Annotated in this window: 16 protein-coding genes; 6 read left to right on the top strand and 10 right to left on the bottom strand. The window is 63.4% G+C overall.

Annotated features, from left to right (window positions below):
* Positions 1 to 8 precede the first annotated feature (8 nt).
* From aruF to acs, 8 genes are all read right to left on the bottom strand, one after another.
* The gene (gene aruF / locus ACJA3S_RS18150) at positions 9 to 1,028 is read right to left on the bottom strand and encodes an arginine/ornithine succinyltransferase subunit alpha (protein ID WP_406819492.1); all 1,020 of its coding nucleotides are present in this window, start codon (positions 1,026 to 1,028) and stop codon (positions 9 to 11) included.
* A 132-nt stretch (positions 1,029 to 1,160) separates the two neighbouring features.
* A complete protein-coding gene (locus tag ACJA3S_RS18155) occupies positions 1,161 to 2,381 on the bottom strand; it encodes an aspartate aminotransferase family protein (RefSeq protein WP_406819493.1) in 1,221 nt (406 codons plus the stop codon).
* A gap of 518 nt (positions 2,382 to 2,899) precedes the next feature.
* Complete coding sequence (gene argR, locus ACJA3S_RS18160; RefSeq protein WP_170031222.1) at positions 2,900 to 3,880, bottom strand: transcriptional regulator ArgR; 981 nt, start codon at positions 3,878 to 3,880, stop codon at positions 2,900 to 2,902.
* Positions 3,881 to 3,978: 98 nt separating this feature from the next.
* Positions 3,979 to 4,743, bottom strand: a complete 765-nt coding sequence (locus ACJA3S_RS18165) for an ABC transporter ATP-binding protein (protein ID WP_406819494.1) — start codon at positions 4,741 to 4,743, stop codon at positions 3,979 to 3,981.
* 22 nt (positions 4,744 to 4,765) lie between these two features.
* Complete coding sequence (locus tag ACJA3S_RS18170) at positions 4,766 to 5,464, bottom strand: ABC transporter permease (protein ID WP_406819495.1); 699 nt, start codon at positions 5,462 to 5,464, stop codon at positions 4,766 to 4,768.
* A complete protein-coding gene (locus ACJA3S_RS18175) occupies positions 5,461 to 6,150 on the bottom strand; it encodes an ABC transporter permease (protein WP_012273568.1) in 690 nt (229 codons plus the stop codon). The genes ACJA3S_RS18170 and ACJA3S_RS18175 overlap by 4 nt, the downstream gene beginning before the upstream one ends.
* A gap of 88 nt (positions 6,151 to 6,238) precedes the next feature.
* On the bottom strand, positions 6,239 to 7,024 hold the full coding sequence (locus tag ACJA3S_RS18180; RefSeq protein WP_170031228.1) for an ABC transporter substrate-binding protein: 786 nt from the start codon (positions 7,022 to 7,024) through the stop codon (positions 6,239 to 6,241).
* Positions 7,025 to 7,614: 590 nt separating this feature from the next.
* Positions 7,615 to 9,576 carry an acetate--CoA ligase gene (gene acs, locus ACJA3S_RS18185; protein ID WP_186676385.1) on the bottom strand — a complete coding sequence of 654 codons (1,962 nt, stop codon included), beginning with the start codon at positions 9,574 to 9,576 and terminating at the stop codon, positions 7,615 to 7,617.
* Between the two features lie 397 nt (positions 9,577 to 9,973).
* On the opposite strand from acs, the gene ACJA3S_RS18190 reads away from it, so the two are divergent.
* The gene (locus tag ACJA3S_RS18190) at positions 9,974 to 10,228 is read left to right on the top strand and encodes a DUF2790 domain-containing protein (RefSeq protein WP_170031232.1); all 255 of its coding nucleotides are present in this window, start codon (positions 9,974 to 9,976) and stop codon (positions 10,226 to 10,228) included.
* A 153-nt stretch (positions 10,229 to 10,381) separates the two neighbouring features.
* Here ACJA3S_RS18190 and ACJA3S_RS18195 read toward each other — a convergent pair whose 3' ends face one another.
* Positions 10,382 to 11,941 carry a sigma-54-dependent transcriptional regulator gene (locus ACJA3S_RS18195; RefSeq protein WP_170031234.1) on the bottom strand — a complete coding sequence of 520 codons (1,560 nt, stop codon included), beginning with the start codon at positions 11,939 to 11,941 and terminating at the stop codon, positions 10,382 to 10,384.
* A 256-nt stretch (positions 11,942 to 12,197) separates the two neighbouring features.
* Between ACJA3S_RS18195 and phhA the strand changes: the two genes are divergently transcribed.
* The 4 genes from phhA to ACJA3S_RS18215 all read left to right on the top strand — a co-directional run bounded on the left by phhA (position 12,198) and on the right by ACJA3S_RS18215 (position 15,081).
* Positions 12,198 to 12,986: a phenylalanine 4-monooxygenase gene (phhA, locus tag ACJA3S_RS18200; RefSeq protein ID WP_406819496.1), complete on the top strand. Its 789-nt coding sequence runs from the start codon at positions 12,198 to 12,200 to the stop codon at positions 12,984 to 12,986.
* A gap of 39 nt (positions 12,987 to 13,025) precedes the next feature.
* Positions 13,026 to 13,382: a 4a-hydroxytetrahydrobiopterin dehydratase gene (locus tag ACJA3S_RS18205; RefSeq protein WP_003254532.1), complete on the top strand. Its 357-nt coding sequence runs from the start codon at positions 13,026 to 13,028 to the stop codon at positions 13,380 to 13,382.
* Positions 13,383 to 13,674: 292 nt separating this feature from the next.
* Entirely contained in the window at positions 13,675 to 13,803 is a 129-nt protein-coding gene (locus ACJA3S_RS18210) for a hypothetical protein (RefSeq protein WP_256098753.1), read from the top strand.
* A 90-nt stretch (positions 13,804 to 13,893) separates the two neighbouring features.
* Positions 13,894 to 15,081, top strand: coding sequence for an MFS transporter (locus ACJA3S_RS18215; RefSeq protein WP_406819497.1), 1,188 nt, complete (start codon positions 13,894 to 13,896; stop codon positions 15,079 to 15,081).
* A gap of 142 nt (positions 15,082 to 15,223) precedes the next feature.
* Here ACJA3S_RS18215 and ACJA3S_RS18220 read toward each other — a convergent pair whose 3' ends face one another.
* Entirely contained in the window at positions 15,224 to 18,244 is a 3,021-nt protein-coding gene (locus tag ACJA3S_RS18220; protein ID WP_406819498.1) for an FAD-binding and (Fe-S)-binding domain-containing protein, read from the bottom strand.
* Between the two features lie 152 nt (positions 18,245 to 18,396).
* On the opposite strand from ACJA3S_RS18220, the gene ACJA3S_RS18225 reads away from it, so the two are divergent.
* Positions 18,397 to 19,281 (top strand): LysR substrate-binding domain-containing protein, encoded by an 885-nt coding sequence (locus tag ACJA3S_RS18225; RefSeq protein ID WP_170031242.1) that lies wholly within the window; start codon positions 18,397 to 18,399, stop codon positions 19,279 to 19,281.
* Positions 19,282 to 19,342 lie beyond the last annotated feature (61 nt).

The raw sequence follows: 19,342 nt of genomic DNA on the forward strand, positions 1-19,342 counted from the left end.
GCCAGACCTCAGACCGCGACCAGGCGCACGCTGGCGCCCTCGCCCACCCCCAGCGCATCGGCGGCCGCCAGGCTCAGGCTGACCGGCTTGCCGGGCACCCAGTCCAGGTCCAGCAGCCCTGCGCGGTAGTCCTGCAGCAGGCCGTTGCACACCAGGTACGGGCGCCCGCCCTTGACCGGGGCGTCCTCCAGCTTCACCGGCACCACCCGGCTGTGGGCGATCGAACGGATGCCCGAAGTACGCGCATGCAGCGTCGGGCCACCATCGAAGATGTCGATGTAGTGCTCGGTTTCGAAGCCTTCGCGCATGAGAATGTCGAAGGTGATCTGCGCCCGCGGATGCACCTGGCCCATCGCCTCCTGCGCCAGGTCAGGCAGCAGCGGCACGTAGATCGGGTAATGCGGCATCAGCTCGGCGAGGAAGGTACGGCTCTTCAGGCCGCACAGGCGCTCGGCGTCGGCGTAGTTGAGGTCGAAGAAGTTGCGACCGATGGCATCCCAGAACGGTGATTCACCCTGCTCGTCGCTGTAGCCGACGATCTCGGTCACCACCGAATCGGCGAAACGCTCCGGGTGCGAAGCCATGAACAACAGGCGACCACGCGAATTGAGCTCGGCCCAACCACTGTTCACCAGCTCCGGCAGTACATAGAAGCTGGTCAGCAGGCTGTTGCCGGTCAGGTCGTGGCACAGCGACAGCACGTGGATCTTGTTGTGGATCTTCAGCTCGCGCGAGGCGTGTACGAAGGTTTCGTTACGAAAGCTGTAGAACGGCTCGGAGTAGCCGGCCGAAGCGACGATCGCCGAGCAGCCTGCCAGCTTGCCGGTTTCGCTGTCTTCAAGGACGAAGAAGTAGCTTTCCTCGCCGTTGAAGCTGACCTCGGCGGCGAAGGAAGTCTCGGAAGCGGCGATCTTGTCGCCCAGGCGAGCAGCGTCGTCCGGCAGCGAGGTGACACCAATGGGGCTGTCTGCAGCCATGCGCTGCACTTCGTTCAGATCAGCCATTTGCGCGGGGCGCATCACCAGCATGGTGTCACTCCTTTGGAATACGGGCCGCTCACGGCGGCACGAAAAAACGGCAGGTGCACCGGCACCTGCACGGGAATCGGGTATCGCCGGCCCGCACGCAGCGCGGGAGCCGGCGAAGGGACCTCAGGCCGTTCAGGCCTGGGTCAGGGTGGCCACGGCGCGCTCGAAGCGATCCAGGCCTTCATCGATATCGGCGTCTTCAACCACCAGGCTTGGGGCAAAGCGGACCACATCCGGGCCGGCCTGCAGCACCATCAGGCCCTCTTTCTCGGCGGCGTTGAGCACCTCCTTGGCCTTGCCTTTCCAGGCCTCGGCGAGCACGCAGCCCAGCAGCAGGCCAACGCCACGCACCTGGGTGAACAGCTGGTACTTCTGGCCGATCTGCTCCAGGCGCACCTTGAAACGCTCGTGCTTGGCCTTGATGCCAGCCAGGGTTTCCGGGGTGTTGACCACGTCCAGCACTGCGCAGGCGACGGCGCAGCCCAGCGGGTTGCCGCCATAGGTGGTGCCGTGGGTGCCGACGGCCAGGTGCTTGGCCAGCTCGGTGGTGGTCAGCATGGCGCCGATCGGGAAGCCGCCGCCCAGGCTCTTGGCGCTGGTCAGGATGTCCGGGGTCACACCGTAGTGCTGATAGGCATACAGCGAACCGGTACGGCCCACGCCAGTCTGCACTTCGTCGAAGATCAGCAGGGCGTTGTGCTCGTCACACAGTTTGCGCGCGCCTTCCAGGTAGGCCTTGTCGGCCGGCACCACGCCGCTCTCGCCCTGGATCGGCTCGATGACCACGGCGCAGGTCTTGTCGGAAATCTGTGCCTTCAGCGCTTCCAGGTCGTTGTAGGGCACATGGCTGATACCGGTGATCTTCGGGCCGAAGCCGTCGGAATACTTCGGCTGGCCACCGACGCTGACGGTAAACAGGGTACGCCCGTGGAAGCTGTTCACGGTGGCAATGATTTCGTGCTTTTCCGGGCCGAAGCGGTCATGGGCAACGCGCCGGGCCAGCTTGAAGGCGGCCTCGTTGGACTCGGCGCCGGAGTTGCAGAAGAACGCCCGGTCGGCAAAGGTGGCATCCACCAGCTTGTGCGCCAGGCGCAGGGCCGGCTCGTTGGTGAATACGTTGGATACGTGCCAGAGGGTGTTGGCCTGCTCGGTCAGGGCCTTGACCAGTGCCGGGTGGCAGTGGCCCAGGGCGTTGACCGCGATGCCACCGGCAAAGTCGATCAGCTCGCGACCCGACTGGTCCCAGACACGGGAACCCTCGCCTCGCACAGGAATGAAGGCCGCCGGGGAATAGTTGGGGACCATGACCTGGTCGAAATCGGCACGTTGCACCGGGGCTTGCTCAACGGACATCTGAGTCTCCTGATGAGGAACGCTGGCCTGGAAGTGGCGAGCGATGGGGGGATTGTAAGGACTGATCCGCGCCTGTCCTTGCGGCCAAGCGACAACTTGTTACAGCGCAAAACCCTGTTTGCACAAGGTTTTCGGCAATGCGACAAACACTGTCGCAATAGCGCAGTGTACGGGAGAGAGGGGGCTGGGTGAACGGGTGTTCACAGGCGATTCGGGGTGGCCGCGGGTGCAAGGTGGTGTTGATGTGTCGTGGCGGAAATCGAGCGCCGCCCGCGCGGCGCATCGCGGATAAAATCCGCTCCTACATTTGTTGCAACGTGGCCATGCCTGTCAGGCCATGGTTGCCAGCCGGCTTGCAAGACTCAAGACATGCGCCAAGGCAGGCGACCATGGCGTAACAGGTTCGGCACGTTGCAACAAATGTGGGAGCGGATTCATCCGCGATGCGCCGCGCGGGCGGCGCTCGATTTCCGCCCCACCATCACCCCCAAGGCATGCACCCCGCCCCCACCGAAACCTCAGCCCTTCTCGGCCGGCGCCGAACTCAACTCGAACGGGCTGCTATTACGCCGCTGGTTACGGTCTTCGCGTGGTGTTGCCCCAAAGAAATTGCGATACGCACTGGAAAAATGCGGCCCGGAAGAAAAACCGCAGGACAGGCCGATCTGGATGATCGACTTGCTGGTCTGCATCAGCATCTGCCGCGCCTTGTTCAGCCGCAGCTCCAGGTAATACTGGCTCGGCACGCGATTGAGGTACTGCTTGAAGATGCGCTCCAGTTGCCGCCGCGACACGCACACATGCTGGGCGATTTCGTCGGTGGTCAGCGGCTCTTCGATATTGGCTTCCATCAGCAGCACCGCCTGGGTCAGCTTGGGGTGGCTGGAGCCCAGGCGATTCTGCAACGGAATGCGCTGGCGTTCACCCCCCTCGCGGATGCGCTCGACCACCAGCTCCTCCGACACCGCCCCAGCCAGCTCCGCACCGTGATCACGTGCCAGCACCGCCAGCAGCAGGTCGGTCACCGCCATGCCCCCACAGGCGGTCAGGCGATCGCGATCCCAGTCGAACAGATGGCTGGTGGCGATGACCTTGGGAAAACGCTCGGCAAAATCATCCTGCCAGCGCCAATGCACCGCCGCCCGGTAGCCATCGAGCAGGCCCAGCATCGCCAGGGGGTAGACCCCGGCCGACAGGCCACCGATCATGCAGCCGCTGCGCGCCAGTTGCTTGAGCGCCGCCACCAGGGGCCCCGCCACCGCCGCCGGCGGCTCGTCAGCCAGCAGGAACAGCTTCTGGCAACCGTCAAGACGGCCGTTCCACGGCTCGCCCGGCAGGCGCCAACTACCCTCCTGCGCCGGCTCCGCCTGCAGGAACAGCAGCTCGTAGACCACCTCCGGGTGCACCCGCTGCGCCACCTGCAACACTTCCTCGGCCAGCGCCAGGGTCAAGGGCCTGGTATTGGGCCAGATGAGAAAACCGATTCGCTGGGTGGTCATAGGGTGCGGTCCGAAACCTGAGGTCGTTCGAGTCTGTGCGCCGGGTCAGGCTGCGCTTGCGGCGCAGCATGCCCTATTATGGTGCAAAAATGCAGCTTTTACTTCAGACTGCCGGAGAGGAACTGCTTGAGGCGCTCCGACTGCGGGTTGGCCAGCACCTGGCGTGGGCAGCCGGTTTCTTCCACCAGGCCCTTGTGCAGGAACACCAGCTGGTTGGACACTTCGCGGGCAAAGCCCATTTCGTGGGTTACCACGACCATGGTCCGGCCTTCCTGGGCCAGGGCCTGCATGACCTTGAGCACATCGCCCACCAGCTCCGGGTCCAGCGCCGAAGTCGGCTCATCGAACAGCATCACTTCCGGCTCCATCGCCAGCGCCCGGGCAATGGCCACCCGCTGCTGCTCGCCGCCGGACATGTGCCCGGGGAAGGCGTCCTTGCGGTGCGCGACACCGACCTTGGCCAGGTAGTGCTCGGCCTTTTCCAGGGCTTCCTTGCGGTTCACCCCGAGCACGTGCACCGGTGCTTCGATGATGTTCTCCAGCGCGGTCATGTGCGACCACAGGTTGAAATGCTGGAACACCATCGACAGGCGCGAGCGCATGCGCTGCAACTGACGCGGGTCGGCGGCCTTGAGCGCACCGTCCTTGCCCGGCACCAGCTTGAGTTCTTCATTGTTGAGCAGGATCTTGCCCGCGTGCGGCTGCTCCAGCAGGTTGATGCAGCGCAGGAAGGTCGACTTGCCCGAACCGCTGGAGCCGATGATGCTGATGACATCGCCTGCCTTGGCCGACAGGGACACGCCCTTGAGCACTTCATGGCTGCCGTAGCGCTTGTGCAGGTCTTGGACTTCGAGTTTGTACATGCTGTCGATTCTCACAAAGCGGTCAGTGCTTGCGCGGCGCCAGGTAGCCGAGCCAGCGGCGTTCGGCCATCTTGAACAGGCGCACCAGGATGAAGGTCAGGCACAGGTAGAACACGCCCGCCGTGATATAGGCCTCGAAAGGCAGGTAGTACTGGGCATTGACCGTGCGCGCAGCACCGGTGATGTCGATCAGGGTGACGATCGACGCCAGGCTGGTGGTCTGCAGCATCATGATCACTTCGTTGCTGTACTGCGGCAGCGCCCGGCGCAGGGCCGACGGCAGCAGGATGCGCCGGTACATCTTCATGCGCGACATGCCCACGGCCTTGGCCGCCTCGATCTCGCCATGCGGCGTGGCCTTGAGGCTGCCAGCGATGATCTCGGCAGTGTAGGCGCTGGTGTTGATGCCGAACGCCAGGCAGGCACAGAAGGTGGCGCTGGACAACAGCGGCCACAGCACGCTTTCGCGCACCGCCTCGAACTGCGCCAGGCCGTAGTAGATCAGGAACAGCTGCACCAGCATCGGCGTGCCGCGGATCACATAGGTGTAGAGCCAGGCCAGCAGGTTGACTGCCGGCTGCTTGGACACCCGCATCAGGCCCAGCGGAATGGCCGCCAGCAGGCCGAAGAACAGCGAAATGGCCAGCAGCTTGAGCGTGGTCAGCAGGCCGCCGAAGTACATCGGCAACGCCTCCCAGACGACGTTGTAGTCGAAGATCATAGTTCAGCCACCTTGACGCCCACCGAATAGCGGCGCTCGAGATACTTCAGGGCCAGCAGCGAGACACTGGTCAGCACCAGGTACAGGGCCGCCACCGCGAGGAAGAAGGTGAAAGGCTCGCGGGTGGCATCGGCCGCCTGCTTGGCCTTGAACATCATGTCCTGCAAGCCGACCACCGAGATCAGCGCGGTGGCCTTGGTCAGCACCAGCCAGTTGTTGGTGAAACCTGGAATAGCCAGGCGAATCATCTGTGGCACCTGGATGCGGAAGAACACCTGGCGATTGCTCATGCCATAGGCCACGCCCGCTTCGGCCTGCCCCTTGGGAATGCCCAGGAACGCGCCACGGAAGGTTTCCGACAGGTACGCGCCAAAGATGAAGCCCAGGGTACCGATACCCGCGATCAGCGGATTCAGGTCGATGTAGTCTTCATAGCCCAACAGCGGCGCCACCCGGTTGATGATGTCCTGCCCGCCATAGAAGATCAGCAGGATCAGGACCAGGTCCGGAATGCCACGGATCACCGTGGAATACAGATCGCCCAGCCAGGCCAGCCAGCGCACCGGCGACAAGCGCAGCGCCACACCGATCAGGCCGAGCACGATGGCCAGGGCCATCGACGACAGGGCGAGCTGCAGCGTCAGCCACGCCCCGTCGAGGATGACTGCCCCGTAGCCTTTCAACATGATGAGGTCCTCGACCTAGAGAATGAAAAATGGTGCAAACCTCAGAGTTTCTGCTGTTTGCACCATTGCACAGGTGAAACCCGACGTCTTAGTTCGAGTCTGGACCGTAGATATCGAAGTTGAAGTACTTCTTCTCGATTTCTTTGTACTTGCCATTGGCACGGATGGCGTCGATGGCCGCGTTGATGCGATCGGCGTTGGCCTTGTCACCCTTGCGTACGGCGATGCCGACGCCGTCACCGAAATACTTCACGTCGGTGAACGACGGGCCAACGAAGGCGAAGCCCTTGCCGGCGTCGGTCTTCAGGAAACCGTCCTCCAGCAGGGTGGCGTCAGCCACGGTACCGTCCAGGCGGCCAGCCGCCACGTCCAGGTAGATTTCGTTCTGGGTGCCGTAAGGAACCACGGTGGCACCCTTGGGAGCCAGCACTTCCTTGGCGAAACGGTCATGGATCGAACCGCGCTGCACGCCGATCTTCTTGCCCTTGAGTTCATCCAGGCTGTCGCTGACGGTGGTGCCTTCCTTCATGACCAGGCGCGCCGGGGTCAGGTAGTAGCGCTTGGTGAAGTCGACCGATTTCTTGCGGTCTTCGGTGATCGACATGGACGACAGGATGGCGTCGATCTTGCGCACTTTCAGCGCCGGGATCAGGCCGTCGAATTCCTGCTCGACCCAGGTGCACTTGGCTTTCATCTCTTCGCACAGCGCGTTGCCGATGTCGTAGTCGAAACCGGCGATGCTGCCATCAGGCTGCTTGAAGGCAAACGGTGGGTAGGCGGCTTCGATGCCGATTTTCAACGGTTTTTCATCGGCCTGCGATACCAGGGAAAACACGGACAGCGCCAAGGCGCCAAGCAGTGCGAGCTTCTTCATCAGGTAACTCCATCGGTACGGGGCAATACAAGGCAGGTAACGGCTGCCCGATATGCGAATGGGTACAACGCGAGCCGCGCAGGGTATCGACCAAGGTCGCAGACCACGAGCGTGTGAGTGGCATTCTAGCGACAGCCCGGTAGTCGATATTTCTTCAAAGCGACAACTACTTACAGAAGCGCCTGAAACCGCTGCGGGCGATGTTGACAGCCAGTGCAAAATATGCAAAAGCGCAAGAAATAGAACCTATAGACCTAGCAATTCCCGGGCCTATTATTGGCAAAGCCTTGTAGTACGGCAAGTGTAGCGTGCTGTGCGGGGAAAAATGCCGGCGAAATGCACCGAAACGAAGCGGAATTGTTTCCTGGCGCCCCGATGCCGTGCGCCAACGGTGACAGAACAGTTACCGATGAATGTCGGGTAACAGTAAAGCAAAAACCCCGCCGGTTGCCCGGGCGGGGTTTTTAATGGCTACACCGACCTGTGGGAGCGGGCGCGCCCGCGAACACCGGCGTAGCCGGTGCCATCCACCGCGTCGCCTGCTTCGCGGGCATGCCCGCTCCCACAGGGGATCGTGTGCGACTCGGCTATCAGGCCGAAGCCAGGCTCATCGCCTTGTGGGTATCGATCAAATGCTGCACCACCCCCGGGTCGGCCAGGGTCGAGATGTCACCCAGCGCGCCGTATTCGCCCGTGGCAATCTTGCGCAGGATGCGGCGCATGATCTTGCCCGAACGGGTCTTCGGCAGCCCCGGCGCCCACTGGATCACATCCGGCGAGGCGATCGGGCCGATTTCCTTGCGCACCCAGTTCTTCAGCTCCAGGCGCAGCTGCTCGCTGGGCTCGATGCCGGCGTTGAGGGTGACATATACATAGATGCCCTGCCCCTTGATGTCATGCGGCACGCCCACCACCGCCGCCTCGGCCACTTTCGAATGCGCCACCATGGCACTTTCGATCTCGGCAGTGCCCATGCGGTGACCGGACACGTTGAGCACGTCATCCACGCGGCCGGTGATCCAGTAGTAGCCATCCTCGTCGCGACGCGCGCCGTCGCCGGTGAAGTACATGCCACGGAAGGTCTTGAAATAGGTGTCGACGAACCGGTCGTGGTCGCCATACAGCGAACGCGATTGCCCCGGCCAGGAATCGAGGATCACCAGGTTACCTTCGGCGGCACCTTCGATCAGGTTGCCCAGGTTGTCCACCAGGGCCGGCACCACGCCGAAGAACGGACGGGTGGCCGAACCCGGCTTGAGGCCAGTGGCACCTGGCAGCGGGCTGATCAGGATGCCGCCGGTTTCGGTCTGCCACCAGGTATCGACGATCGGGCAACGTTCCTTGCCCACGGCCTTGTAGTACCAGTTCCAGGCTTCGGGGTTGATCGGCTCGCCCACCGAGCCCAGCAGACGCAGGCTGGAGCCGTCGGCCCCGGCCACCGCGGCCTCGCCTTCGGCCATCATTGCGCGGATGGCAGTTGGCGCGGTGTAGAGGATGTTGACCTTGTGCTTGTCGATGATCTTCGACACGCGGGTGATGTCCGGGTAGTTCGGCACGCCTTCGAACAGCAGCGTGGTGGCGCCGTTGGCCAGCGGGCCGTAGACGATGTAGCTGTGGCCGGTGACCCAGCCGACGTCGGCAGTGCACCAATAGACCTCGCCCGGGCGGTAGTCGAACACACGCTCATGGGTCAGCGCGGCATAGACCAGGTAACCACCGGTGGTGTGCAGCACGCCCTTCGGCTTGCCGGTGGAGCCGGAGGTGTAAAGGATGAACAGCGCTTCCTCGGCGCCCATCTCTTTCGGCGCGCAGTGGCTGGAAGCCACTTTCATCAGGTCTTCGTACCAGATGTCACGGTGCTGGTGCCAGGCAATGTCGCCACCGGTGCGCTTGCACACGATGATCTTCTGCACGCTGTTGGTTTCCGGGTTGGTCAGTGCCAGGTCGACGTTGGCCTTGAGCGGGGTACGGCGGCCGCCGCGCACGCCTTCGTCGGCGGTGATGACCACCTTGGACTTGCAGTCGATGATCCGCCCGGCCAGCGCTTCGGGGGAGAAGCCACCGAACACCACCGAGTGGATCGCACCGATACGGGCGCAGGCCAGCATGGCGACCACGGCCTCGGGGATCATCGGCATATAGATGGTGACCACGTCACCGCGGTGCACATCCTGGCCACGCAGGGCGTTGGCAAACTTGCAGACCTGCTCGTGCAGTTCGCGGTAGGTGATGTTGCGGTGCTCGGAAGGATCGTCGCCTTCCCAGATGATGGCCAGCTGGTCACCGCGCTCTTCGAGGTGGCGATCCAGGCAGTTGGAGGAAACGTTCAGAGTGCCGTCGGCGAACCATTTGATATCGACATGGTGGTCGTCGAAGGAGGTCTGCTTGACCTTGGTGAACGGCTTGATCCAGTCGATACGCTGGGCCTGCTCGCGCCAGAAGCCGTCCGGGTTGATCACCGACTGCTGGTACATGGCCTTGTAGGTGGCCTCGTCGGTCAGCGTGGTGGCCGCAACCTCGGGACGAACGGGATACAGTGGAGCCGCACTCATCTGTGTTACCTCGGTGTAATAGTTGTTTTTGTATGGGACCGTTTGTAACTGTACCAGAGCGACAAAAGCCATTCGACGTTGGTAGTAATTTGGTACGCCCGTTCAGCACGGGCGCTCTAGCATGCGCTTTTCAGCCGTGGCGAAGCGACAATTGGCGCGTTGCCCAGAGGATTGTTACAGATTCTGCCAAAACACTTTATCAAAAGCCCCACTGTTTCAGCCTTGGCGACAACCCTAAAATTCATCTCGCCAGCAACGGCAAGGCGATTAACAACTGGTAACAGCCCCCACGAAGGCAAGCGTTAATCCCCGTCTTATCCCGATAGTTAAACCAGCACTACTCGCGGCGCCAAAAGCGCCGCGCGCCCCCTCACGACCTTAGACAGGTAAATAGAAAATGAAAGCTTTACTGGTATTGGTACTTGGCAGTCTTTGCGGCGCGGCGATGGCCGGCGAAGGCAAAGATGCCGAGCAGATTCCGGTTGAACAGTACAACTACGCGCAGCACCTGGACATTGCCCGCGTCATTTCCATGAGCGAAGTGCCCAATGTATGCGAAGTGGTGCCAGCCCGCATGACCTATGAAGACTCCAAGGGCCAGAAGCACATTCTCGAATACCGCGTGATGGGGAACGGCTGCTCGAACGGCTGATACCTTGTGAATTGGGGGCCCTGCGGGCCCCATTCGCGACACAAGGCCGCTCCTACAGGTACCGCGCAATGTTTGAAGCCTGCGCAGTACTTGTAGGAGCGGCCTTGTGTCGCGAAAGGACTGCGCAGCAGTCCCGCCTTTTATAAGGCCTGATTAATCTGCAGACTTGCCAAGCGAGTAATCCCTCAACTTGTTGGCAATGGTCGTATGCGAAACACCCAGTCTTTTACCTAAAGCCCGACTACTCGGGAATTCCCCCATCAAACTTTCCAGCACCGCCTTCTCAAAGCGCCCGACAATCTGCGAAAGATCCCCGTCCAGCGAAAACTCACCCAACGGTTGCCGCGCGCCATAATCCGGCAAGCGAATATGTTCGCTCTTGACCACGCCGCCATCGCATAACGAAACCGCCTGGAACAATACGTTTTCCAGTTGCCTTACATTGCCCGGCCAATGGTACTGGGCAAGTTTGTCCATCGCCGCTGGTGCCAGGCGCGGCATGGCGCAACCGATCTGCCGGCTGGCCTGGTCGAGAAAGTGCTGCACCAGCCCTTCCAGGCCGTCCATGCATTCGCGCAAGGGCGGAATGTGCAGCGACAACACATTGAGCCGGTGGTACAGGTCCTGACGGAACTCGCCACGCGCGCACAATTCGGACAAATCCACCTGGGTCGCGCAGATCACCCGCACGTCCAGGTACACCTCTTCATCGCTGCCTACACGGCGGAAGCAGCCGTCCTGCAGAAAGCGCAGCAACTTCACCTGCAGGCGCGGGCTCATCTCCCCTACCCCATCAAGGAACAGCGTGCCACCGGCGGTCAGCTCCAGCAGCCCCAGCTTGCCCTCGGCGCGCGCACCTTCGAAGGCCCCGGGGCCGTAACCGAACAGCTCGGTCTCGGCCATCGACTCGGGTAACCCGGCGCAGTTCAGCGCCATTAGCGGCGACTGCCCGCGCGGGCTGGCCAGGTGGCAGGCACGCGCCAGCAACTCCTTGCCGGTGCCTGTTTCACCCTCGATCAGCAAGGGTGCATCCAGTGGTGCCATGCGCCGCGCCTCGCGGACCACGGCGGCCATGACCCGCGAGCTCTGGAAGATGCTGTCGAAACCGCGCAGCTCTTGCTTGCGCACGTTGTAGATACGCTCACCGATGCGGTCGGCGCGGTGCAGGGTCAGCACCGCACCGGCCAGCGCCTCGCTGTCGTCGTGTTCGGACTGCAGTGGCGCGATATCGGCCAGGAACACATCGCCCTTGACCTTGATACGCAGGCCGTTGATGCGCGACTTGTTGGCGCGCACCAGCTCCGGCAGGTCGAAGTCTTCAACGTAGCGCGCCAGCGGCATGCCCGGCACCTCGTCCACCCGCACACCCAGCAACTGGGCTGCCGCGCGGTTGGCGGCGACGATGCTGCCGCCCATGTCGATCGACAGCACCGGGAAGTCCAACGCGCCCAGCAGCGCGTTCAGCTCCATGTGGCGACGTTCGCTGGGCATCAACCCCACGCGCTTGACGCCGAACACCCCAGCGATGGCCTCGAACTTGGGCCGCAGCGCCTGGAACTGCAAATTGATCAGGTTCGGGCAATGCAGGTAGATGGCGTTGCCATGGTCACCGCCCACCTCGCCGCGCAGCACGTTGATGCCGTACTCCACCAGCAGGTTGAGGATGTCGCGCAGGATGCCAATACGGTTCTGGCAATGCACTTTGATACGCATGAGGGCTCTCGAAGCGCCGAGGTTTTTCAACGCAGCGCAGAAAAGTCGTAAAGATAAGCTGACAAAAACCGCCTAGGCATCAGCCAGATGCCTCGGATTTTCCGACACTTGCTGGGTTTTGTAAAATATTCGTTACGAAAACGCCGCGAGAAGCCCATCTCGCCTATCTCCCACCCCCGTGCAAAGCAGCCGGCGAAGGGATATTCCTTAGGCATGTCCTGCACATAACAAGAAAAGCCCTCACCAGGAGAGCCACATGAAACAGACGCAATACGTGGCACGCGAGCCCGATGCGCACGGTTTTATCGACTACCCGCAGCAAGAGCATGCGGTATGGAACACCCTGATCACCCGCCAGCTGAAAGTGATCGAAGGCCGCGCCTGCCAGGAATACCTGGACGGCATCGACCAGCTCAAGCTGCCGCATGACCGGATTCCGCAACTGGGCGAGATCAACAAGGTGCTGGGCGCCACCACGGGCTGGCAGGTTGCCCGGGTGCCGGCACTGATCCCCTTCCAGACCTTCTTCGAGCTGCTCGCCAGCAAGCGCTTCCCGGTCGCCACGTTCATCCGCACCCCGGAAGAACTGGACTACCTGCAAGAGCCCGACATCTTCCACGAGATCTTTGGCCACTGCCCGCTGCTGACCAACCCCTGGTTCGCCGAATTCACCCATACCTACGGCAAGCTCGGCCTGGCCGCGACCAAAGAACAGCGCGTTTACCTGGCGCGCCTGTACTGGATGACCATCGAATTCGGCCTCATCGAAACCGCCCAAGGCCGCAAGATCTATGGCGGCGGCATCCTCTCGTCGCCGAAAGAAACCGTCTACAGTCTGTCTGCCGAGCCGGAGCACCAGGCCTTCGACCCGATCGAAGCCATGCGCACCCCGTACCGCATCGACATCCTGCAGCCGCTGTATTTCGTGCTGCCGAACATGAAGCGCCTGTTCGACCTGGCCCACGAAGACATCATGGGCATGGTTCACCACGCCATGCAGCTGGGCCTGCACGCACCGAAGTTTCCACCCAAGGTCGCCGCCTGAGCGACCTTGCCGATAACAACTCGAACCGGAAAACACCACATGAATGCCTTGAACCAAGCCCATTGCGAAGCCTGCCGCGCCGACGCCCCGAAAGTCACTGATGAGGAGCTGGCCGAGCTGATTCGCGAGATCCCGGACTGGAACATCGAAGTACGCGATGGCCACATGGAACTGGAGCGCGTCTTCCTGTTCAAGAACTTCAAGCACGCCCTGGCGTTCACCAATGCCGTGGGCGAAATCGCCGAAGCCGAAGGCCACCACCCGGGCCTGCTGACCGAGTGGGGCAAGGTCACCGTGACCTGGTGGAGCCACTCGATCAAGGGCCTGCACCGCAATGACTTCATCATGTGCGCGCGCACCGACAAGGTGGCGGAGACGGCTGAAGGCCGCAAGTAATCGCTTGGGAATTGGGGCCGCTTCGCGCCCCTTCGCGGGCGTGCCCGCTCCCACAGGGACCGCGAAAACCAAGGATTTACGCGGCCCCTGTGGGAGCGGGCACGCCCGCGAAGGGGCGCGAAGCGGCCCCAGTTTTTTGCAGGGGAAATGTCCGCTGTTCACCCGCAAAACCGACCGGCGACCGGCAAAAAAACCAAACTGTCATCCAGACTTGTGTATCCTGCCCCAGCTTTGCGAAGCTTCAAACGCGCCTGGCGCAGACTTTTCACTCACACTTGCGAGGAACGACGAGATGCATGAAATCCCGAATCTTCCCTTCCCAAGCCTGAACCCAGAAGAGCCAACCGTAACCGTTCATGCCGAACCGGCAGCTGCCGTCGAGCAGGATGGTGACGATCAATCCAGCGCTGACCAGGACTAACCGCGCATCCCCGACTGTGTGAAAACGGCTGACCTGCGGGCCAACCCCGTCATCACGTTTTCACACCGTCCAGAACCCACGTAGGCCCCCATGCCCGACTCACCGCGCCCCCTTGCGGTCACCCTGCAAGTCGTCTCCATCGTCCTCTTCACCTTCATCGGCTACCTGAACATCGGCATCCCCCTGGCCGTGTTGCCTGGCTATGTGCACAACGACCTGGGCTTCGGCGCCGTGGTCGCGGGCCTTGCGATCAGCGTGCAATACCTGGCTACCCTGCTCAGCCGCCCCACGGCCAGCCGCATCATCGACAACCACGGCAGCAAGAAAGCAGTCCTGTATGGCCTGGCCGGGTGCGGCCTCAGCGGGGTGTTCATGCTGGCCTGCGCCTTTCTCACCCACCTGCCCTGGCTGAGCCTGGCCAGCCTGCTGGCCGGCCGCCTGGTGCTGGGCAGCGCCGAAAGCCTGGTGGGGTCGGGTTCGATCGGCTGGGGTATCGGCCGGGTCGGTGCCGAACACACCGCCAAGGTCATCTCCTGGAACGGCATCGCCAGCTACGGCGCGCTGGCCATCGGCGCCCCGCTGGGGGTGCTGATGGTCAAGGGCCTGGGGCTGTGGAGCATGGGCGCGAGCATTATCCTGTTGTGTGCGCTCGGCCTGCTGCTGGCCTGGCCCCGGCAGGCGGCGCCGATCGTCAGCGGCGTGCGCCTGCCGTTCCTGCGCGTGCTGGGCAAAGTGTTCCCGCACGGTTCGGGGCTGGCCCTGGGCTCGATCGGCTTCGGCACAATCGCCACCTTCATCACCCTGTACTACGCCAGCCGCGGCTGGGCCAATGCCGCGCTGACCCTGAGCCTGTTCGGCGCCAGCTTCATCAGCGCACGGCTGCTGTTCGGCAACCTGATCAATCGGATTGGCGGGTTCCGCGTGGCGATCGCCTGTTTGTCGGTGGAAACGTTCGGGCTGCTGATGCTGTGGCTGGCACCGAGTGCCGACTTGGCGCTGGCAGGCGCCGCACTGAGCGGGTTCGGCTTCTCGCTGGTGTTCCCGGCGCTGGGAGTGGAGGCAGTGAATCAGGTATCGGCGGCCAACCGCGGGGCTGCGGTCGGGGCCTATTCGCTGTTCATCGACTTGTCGCTGGGGGTGACCGGGCCGCTGGTGGGCGCCGTGGCGGCGGGATTCGGCTTTGCTTCGATGTTTCCGTTTGCGGCGGCAGCGGCGGCTTGCGGGTTGCTGTTGAGCCTGTACCTGTACAGGCAGGTGCGGCGTCAGCGGGGTCTCTAACAACAGGGGGTGCTTTGCACCCCTTTCGCGACACCAGGCCGCTCCTTGTACCGTGCGCTTGATCTGAGGGGCAGCTCACGCTTGCTGGAGGAACGGCCTGGTGTCGCGATGGGCTGCAAAGCAGCCCCCGAGGCCGGTAAACCTAGCGCTGGACGTACTGCAACACCACTTCCAGCGGGTGGCGCATCTGCCGCTCGGTCATGCGCTTGACCTGGCTGCGGCAGGAATACCCCGTCGCCAGCGGCTCGCCTTCCTTGTCCAGCTTGGTCGCCCAGCTCTGCTCGAAGATGGTCCGCGAGGTGTCCTGGTTACGCGCCTCGTGCCCATAGGTACCGGACATGCCGCAGCAGCCAGTGGCCTCGGTCACCAGCTTCAGCCCCAGGCGGGCGAACACCTGCTCCCACTGGCGGGTGCTGGCCGGCACGTTGGTCTTCTCGGTGCAGTGCGCCATCAGGCGGAAACTGCCCGACGCGCTCGCTGCCTGTTCCGGCAACACGTCCATCAGCCACTCCTGCGGCAACAACACCTTCGGGCAGCCGTCCAGGCCCGGGACTTTCTGGTACTCCTGGCGGTACACCAGGGTCATCGCCGGGTCCAGGCCCACCAGCGGCACGCCGCAGTCAGCCAGGGCCTTGAGCTGGGTGGCATTGCGGATCGCCGCCTTGGCGAACGCCCCGAGGAAACCCTGCACATGCAGCGGCTTGCCGTTGGCGCTGTACGGCGCCAGGAACACCCGGTGGCCCAGGCGGTGCGCCAAGTCGATGAAGGCCGACAGCAGCGGCGTCTCGAAGTAGCGGGTGAAGGCGTCCTGCACCAGCACGATGCTGCGTTCACGCTGGGCCGGGGTCAGTTCACGCAGGGTTGGCACACTGGCCACGCCGACACGGCAGCGGGTCAGGGTGGCCTGGAAGTTGAAGCGGCTGAGCAACGGGCTGTCGACCATACCGATCTTGTCAGCCAGTAGCTTGCTCACCCACTTCGAGCCCATCACCGCGTTGTACAGCCCCGGCGCGTGGGCCAGGTACGGGACGGTGAACTCCAGCGAGCCGATCAGGTAGTCACGCAGCGGGCGCTGGTAGCGGCCGTGGTACAGCTCGAGAAAGCGCGAGCGGAAGTCCGGCACGTTGACCTTGATCGGGCACTGCCCGGCGCACGACTTGCACGCCAGGCAGCCGGCCATGGCGTCGTACACCTCATGGGAGAAATCTGCCTGCCCCTGGCTGCGTGCGCGGTTGTTGCGCAGGCGTGCCGGCAGGCCCTTGAGCCAGGACACCCGATTGCGCGCCGCAGCCAGCACATCGATGTTCGCCTCGCCCTGCAGGCGCAGCCACTCACGCATCAGCGAGGCGCGGCCCTTGGGCGAATGCTGGCGTTCGCGGGTGGCCTTCCACGACGGGCACATGGCGTCGTTGGGGTCGTAGTTGTAGCAGGCGCCGTTGCCGTTGCAATGCACGGCACTGCCGAAGTCCTGCCACACGCGCTCGTCGATGGTGCGGTCGAGATCGCCGCGCAGGGTCACGCCATCGACCTTGGTCAGGCCCTCGGCGCTGTCCGGCGGGGTGCAGATCTTGCCGGGGTTGAGCTGGTTGTGCGGGTCGAAGGCGCCCTTCAGGCGCTGCAGCGCCGGGTACAGCTCACCGAAGTACTCGGGCACGTACTCCGAACGCAGGCCCTTGCCGTGCTCGCCCCACAGCAGGCCGCCGTAGCTGCGGGTCAACGCCGCCACGGCATCGGAGATCGGCTTGACCAGCGCGGCCTGGGCCGGGTCCTTCATGTCCAGCGCCGGGCGCACGTGCAGCACACCGGCGTCAACATGGCCGAACATGCCATACGCCAGGCCGTAGCCATCGAGCAGCGCGCGGAACTCGGCGATGTAGTCGGCCAGTTGTTCTGGCGGTACCGCAGTGTCCTCGACGAACGGCTGCGGGCGGACTTCGCCTTCGACGTTGCCCAGCAAACCCACCGAACGCTTACGCATGGTATAGACCCGGGTCACCGCCTCGGCGCCCTCGGCCAGGGTATGGCCCAGGCGCTCGACACTGGTGTCGCTCTGCAGGTGCTGGATGAACGCCTGCACCCTGGCATTGACCTCGGCAGGTTCGTCGCCACAGAACTCCACCAGGTTGATGCCCAGGGTCGGGCGCTCGGGGTCGGCCGGGAAGTACTCCGCGACGCTGTGCCAGACGATGTCCTTCATCGCCAGCATCAGCACCTTGGAGTCGACGGTCTCGATCGACAGCGGCTTGTGCGCCATCAGCGCATTGGCGTCGCGCAAGGCATCCATGAAGCTGCTGTAGCGCACGTTGACCAGCACGGCGTACTTGGGGATCGGCAGCACATTGAGCTTGGCTTCGACCACATAGCCCAACGAACCTTCGGCACCGCACAGCACGCTGTTGAGGTTGAAACGGCCCTGCTCGTCGCGCAGGTGCGCCAGGTCGTAGCCGGTCAGGCAGCGGTTGAGCTTGGGGAAGGTGGTTGCGATCAGGTCCGCCTGGGTTTCCTGGATCTCTCGTGCCATGCGGTACACCTCGCCGGCCCGGCCGGGTGCGGCACACGCCTGCTCCAGCGTGGCATCGTCGATCGGCAGGCTGTGCAGGCGCTCACCACCAAGCAGCACGCTGTGCAGCTCCAGGACGTGGTCGCGGGTCTTGCCATAGGTGCAGCTACCCTGGCCGCTGGCATCGGTGTTTATCATGCCGCCGACGGTGGCCCGGTTGGAGGTGGACAGCTCCGGCGCGAAGAACAGGCCGTAAGGCTTGAGCGCGGCGTTGAGCTGGTCCTTGACCGTACCGGCCTGTACCCGCACCCAGCGCTCCTCGACGTTGATTTCGAGGATCTTGTTCATGTGCCGTGACAGGTCGACCACGATACCGTCGGTCAGCGACTGGCCGTTGGTGCCGGTACCGCCGCCGCGCGGGGTCAGCTTGACCTGGCGGAAGCGCGGCTCGCCCATCAGCGTGGCGACCCGCACCACGTCGTCGGCGTCCAGCGGGAACACCGCTGCCTGCGGCAAGCGCTGGTAGATCGAGTTGTCGGTGGCCAGCACCGTGCGGGTAGCGTAGTCGGCACTGATCTGGCCGCGGAAGCCGCTGTTGCGCAGGGCTTCGAGGAATTCGGGGTAGTTGGCGCTCGGGGCGACGGTCGACAGCTGGGCGATCATCGAAGGACGGCCTCTTGATATGGGCAAATTCACGGGATTCCTGTCGTTCCGGCATGAGTGAAGGCATGCAGGGATGACGTATAGGCCAATGTTCCTGTAGTTTCGCTTCAGGGGCAAACGGATAATCCTGCCGCTATCGATGACTTCCATGAATGAATTACCGCCACCTCACCCCGTCGATGTCGCTGCTGCTGGCTTTCGAGGCCGCCGCCCGGCATGAAAGCTATACCCGCGCCGCCGCCGAGCTGTCGCTGACCCAGAGCGCCGTCAGCCGCCAGGTACAGGCACTGGAACAGCAGCTGGGGCTGACCCTGTTCCGCCGCGAGGGGCGCCAGGTGCAACTGACCGATGTCGGGCGCCTGTACCAGCGCGAACTCAGCGAAGCCCTGGGGCGCATCCGCAGTGCCACCCTGCAGGCCTTGGCCTACCAGTCGGGGGTCGGCACCTTGCGCCTGGCCACCCTGCCCACCTTCGGCTCGAAGTGGCTGCTGCCCCGGCTGCACGCGTTCTACAGCGCCCACCCGGGCATGCTGGTGCACATTCATTCACGCATCGAAGCCATCAATTTCGATACCAGCGAGATCGACGCCGCCATCGGCGTGGCCAGCCACGACCTGCCGGGGTTGGTCTGCCATCGCCTGCATGCCGAGCAACTGGTGGTGATCCTGCCGCCGGAAGCTGGCGCGGATGGCCAGGGCTGGAGCCCGGCCCGGATCAGTGAAGAGGTGCTGCTGAACGTGGCCAACAACCCGCATGCCTGGGGCGAGTGGTTCTCGCACCATGGCCTGGCGCACCGGGCGATGCGCCTGGGGCCGAGCTTCGAGCTGACCTCGCACCTGATCCAGGCGGTACGGGCCGGTATCGGCATCGGCCTGGTGCCGCGCATCCTGGTGGAAGAAGAACTGGCCAAGGGCGAGCTGTACAGCCCCGGCGAGGCGTTTGCCAGCCAGCGCAGTTATTACCTGATCTACCCGCCGAGGAACGAAGCGTTGCCATCGTTGCGGGCGTTCAGAAGCTGGTTGCTCGAACAGATCTGACTTCTGGCGCTGGCTTGCCGGCGACAGGGCCGCGACAGGCAAGAAAAAACCCGAAGCCAGT

Origin of the sequence: Pseudomonas sp. KnCO4, from assembly GCF_045344305.1 — a bacterium.
GTDB classification, from domain to species: Bacteria; Pseudomonadota; Gammaproteobacteria; order Pseudomonadales; family Pseudomonadaceae; genus Aquipseudomonas; species Aquipseudomonas anuradhapurensis.

Bases quoted from the DNA above. Each gene is read 5' to 3' on its own strand.
- phhA (WP_406819496.1), top strand. From the start codon at position 12,198: ATGAAACAGACGCAATACGTGGCACGCGAGCCCGATGCGCACGGTTTT.
- ACJA3S_RS18220 (WP_406819498.1), bottom strand. From the start codon at position 18,244: ATGATCGCCCAGCTGTCGACCGTCGCCCCGAGCGCCAACTACCCCGAA.
- ACJA3S_RS18190 (WP_170031232.1), top strand. From the start codon at position 9,974: ATGAAAGCTTTACTGGTATTGGTACTTGGCAGTCTTTGCGGCGCGGCG.
- aruF (WP_406819492.1), bottom strand. From the start codon at position 1,028: ATGCTGGTGATGCGCCCCGCGCAAATGGCTGATCTGAACGAAGTGCAG.
- ACJA3S_RS18210 (WP_256098753.1), top strand. From the start codon at position 13,675: ATGCATGAAATCCCGAATCTTCCCTTCCCAAGCCTGAACCCAGAAGAG.
- ACJA3S_RS18170 (WP_406819495.1), bottom strand. From the start codon at position 5,464: ATGATCTTCGACTACAACGTCGTCTGGGAGGCGTTGCCGATGTACTTC.
- ACJA3S_RS18205 (WP_003254532.1), top strand. From the start codon at position 13,026: ATGAATGCCTTGAACCAAGCCCATTGCGAAGCCTGCCGCGCCGACGCC.
- ACJA3S_RS18225 (WP_170031242.1), top strand. From the start codon at position 18,397: ATGAATTACCGCCACCTCACCCCGTCGATGTCGCTGCTGCTGGCTTTC.
- ACJA3S_RS18195 (WP_170031234.1), bottom strand. From the start codon at position 11,941: ATGCGTATCAAAGTGCATTGCCAGAACCGTATTGGCATCCTGCGCGAC.
- ACJA3S_RS18155 (WP_406819493.1), bottom strand. From the start codon at position 2,381: ATGTCCGTTGAGCAAGCCCCGGTGCAACGTGCCGATTTCGACCAGGTC.
- argR (WP_170031222.1), bottom strand. From the start codon at position 3,880: ATGACCACCCAGCGAATCGGTTTTCTCATCTGGCCCAATACCAGGCCC.
- ACJA3S_RS18215 (WP_406819497.1), top strand. From the start codon at position 13,894: ATGCCCGACTCACCGCGCCCCCTTGCGGTCACCCTGCAAGTCGTCTCC.
- ACJA3S_RS18180 (WP_170031228.1), bottom strand. From the start codon at position 7,024: ATGAAGAAGCTCGCACTGCTTGGCGCCTTGGCGCTGTCCGTGTTTTCC.
- ACJA3S_RS18165 (WP_406819494.1), bottom strand. From the start codon at position 4,743: ATGTACAAACTCGAAGTCCAAGACCTGCACAAGCGCTACGGCAGCCAT.
- acs (WP_186676385.1), bottom strand. From the start codon at position 9,576: ATGAGTGCGGCTCCACTGTATCCCGTTCGTCCCGAGGTTGCGGCCACC.
- ACJA3S_RS18175 (WP_012273568.1), bottom strand. From the start codon at position 6,150: ATGTTGAAAGGCTACGGGGCAGTCATCCTCGACGGGGCGTGGCTGACG.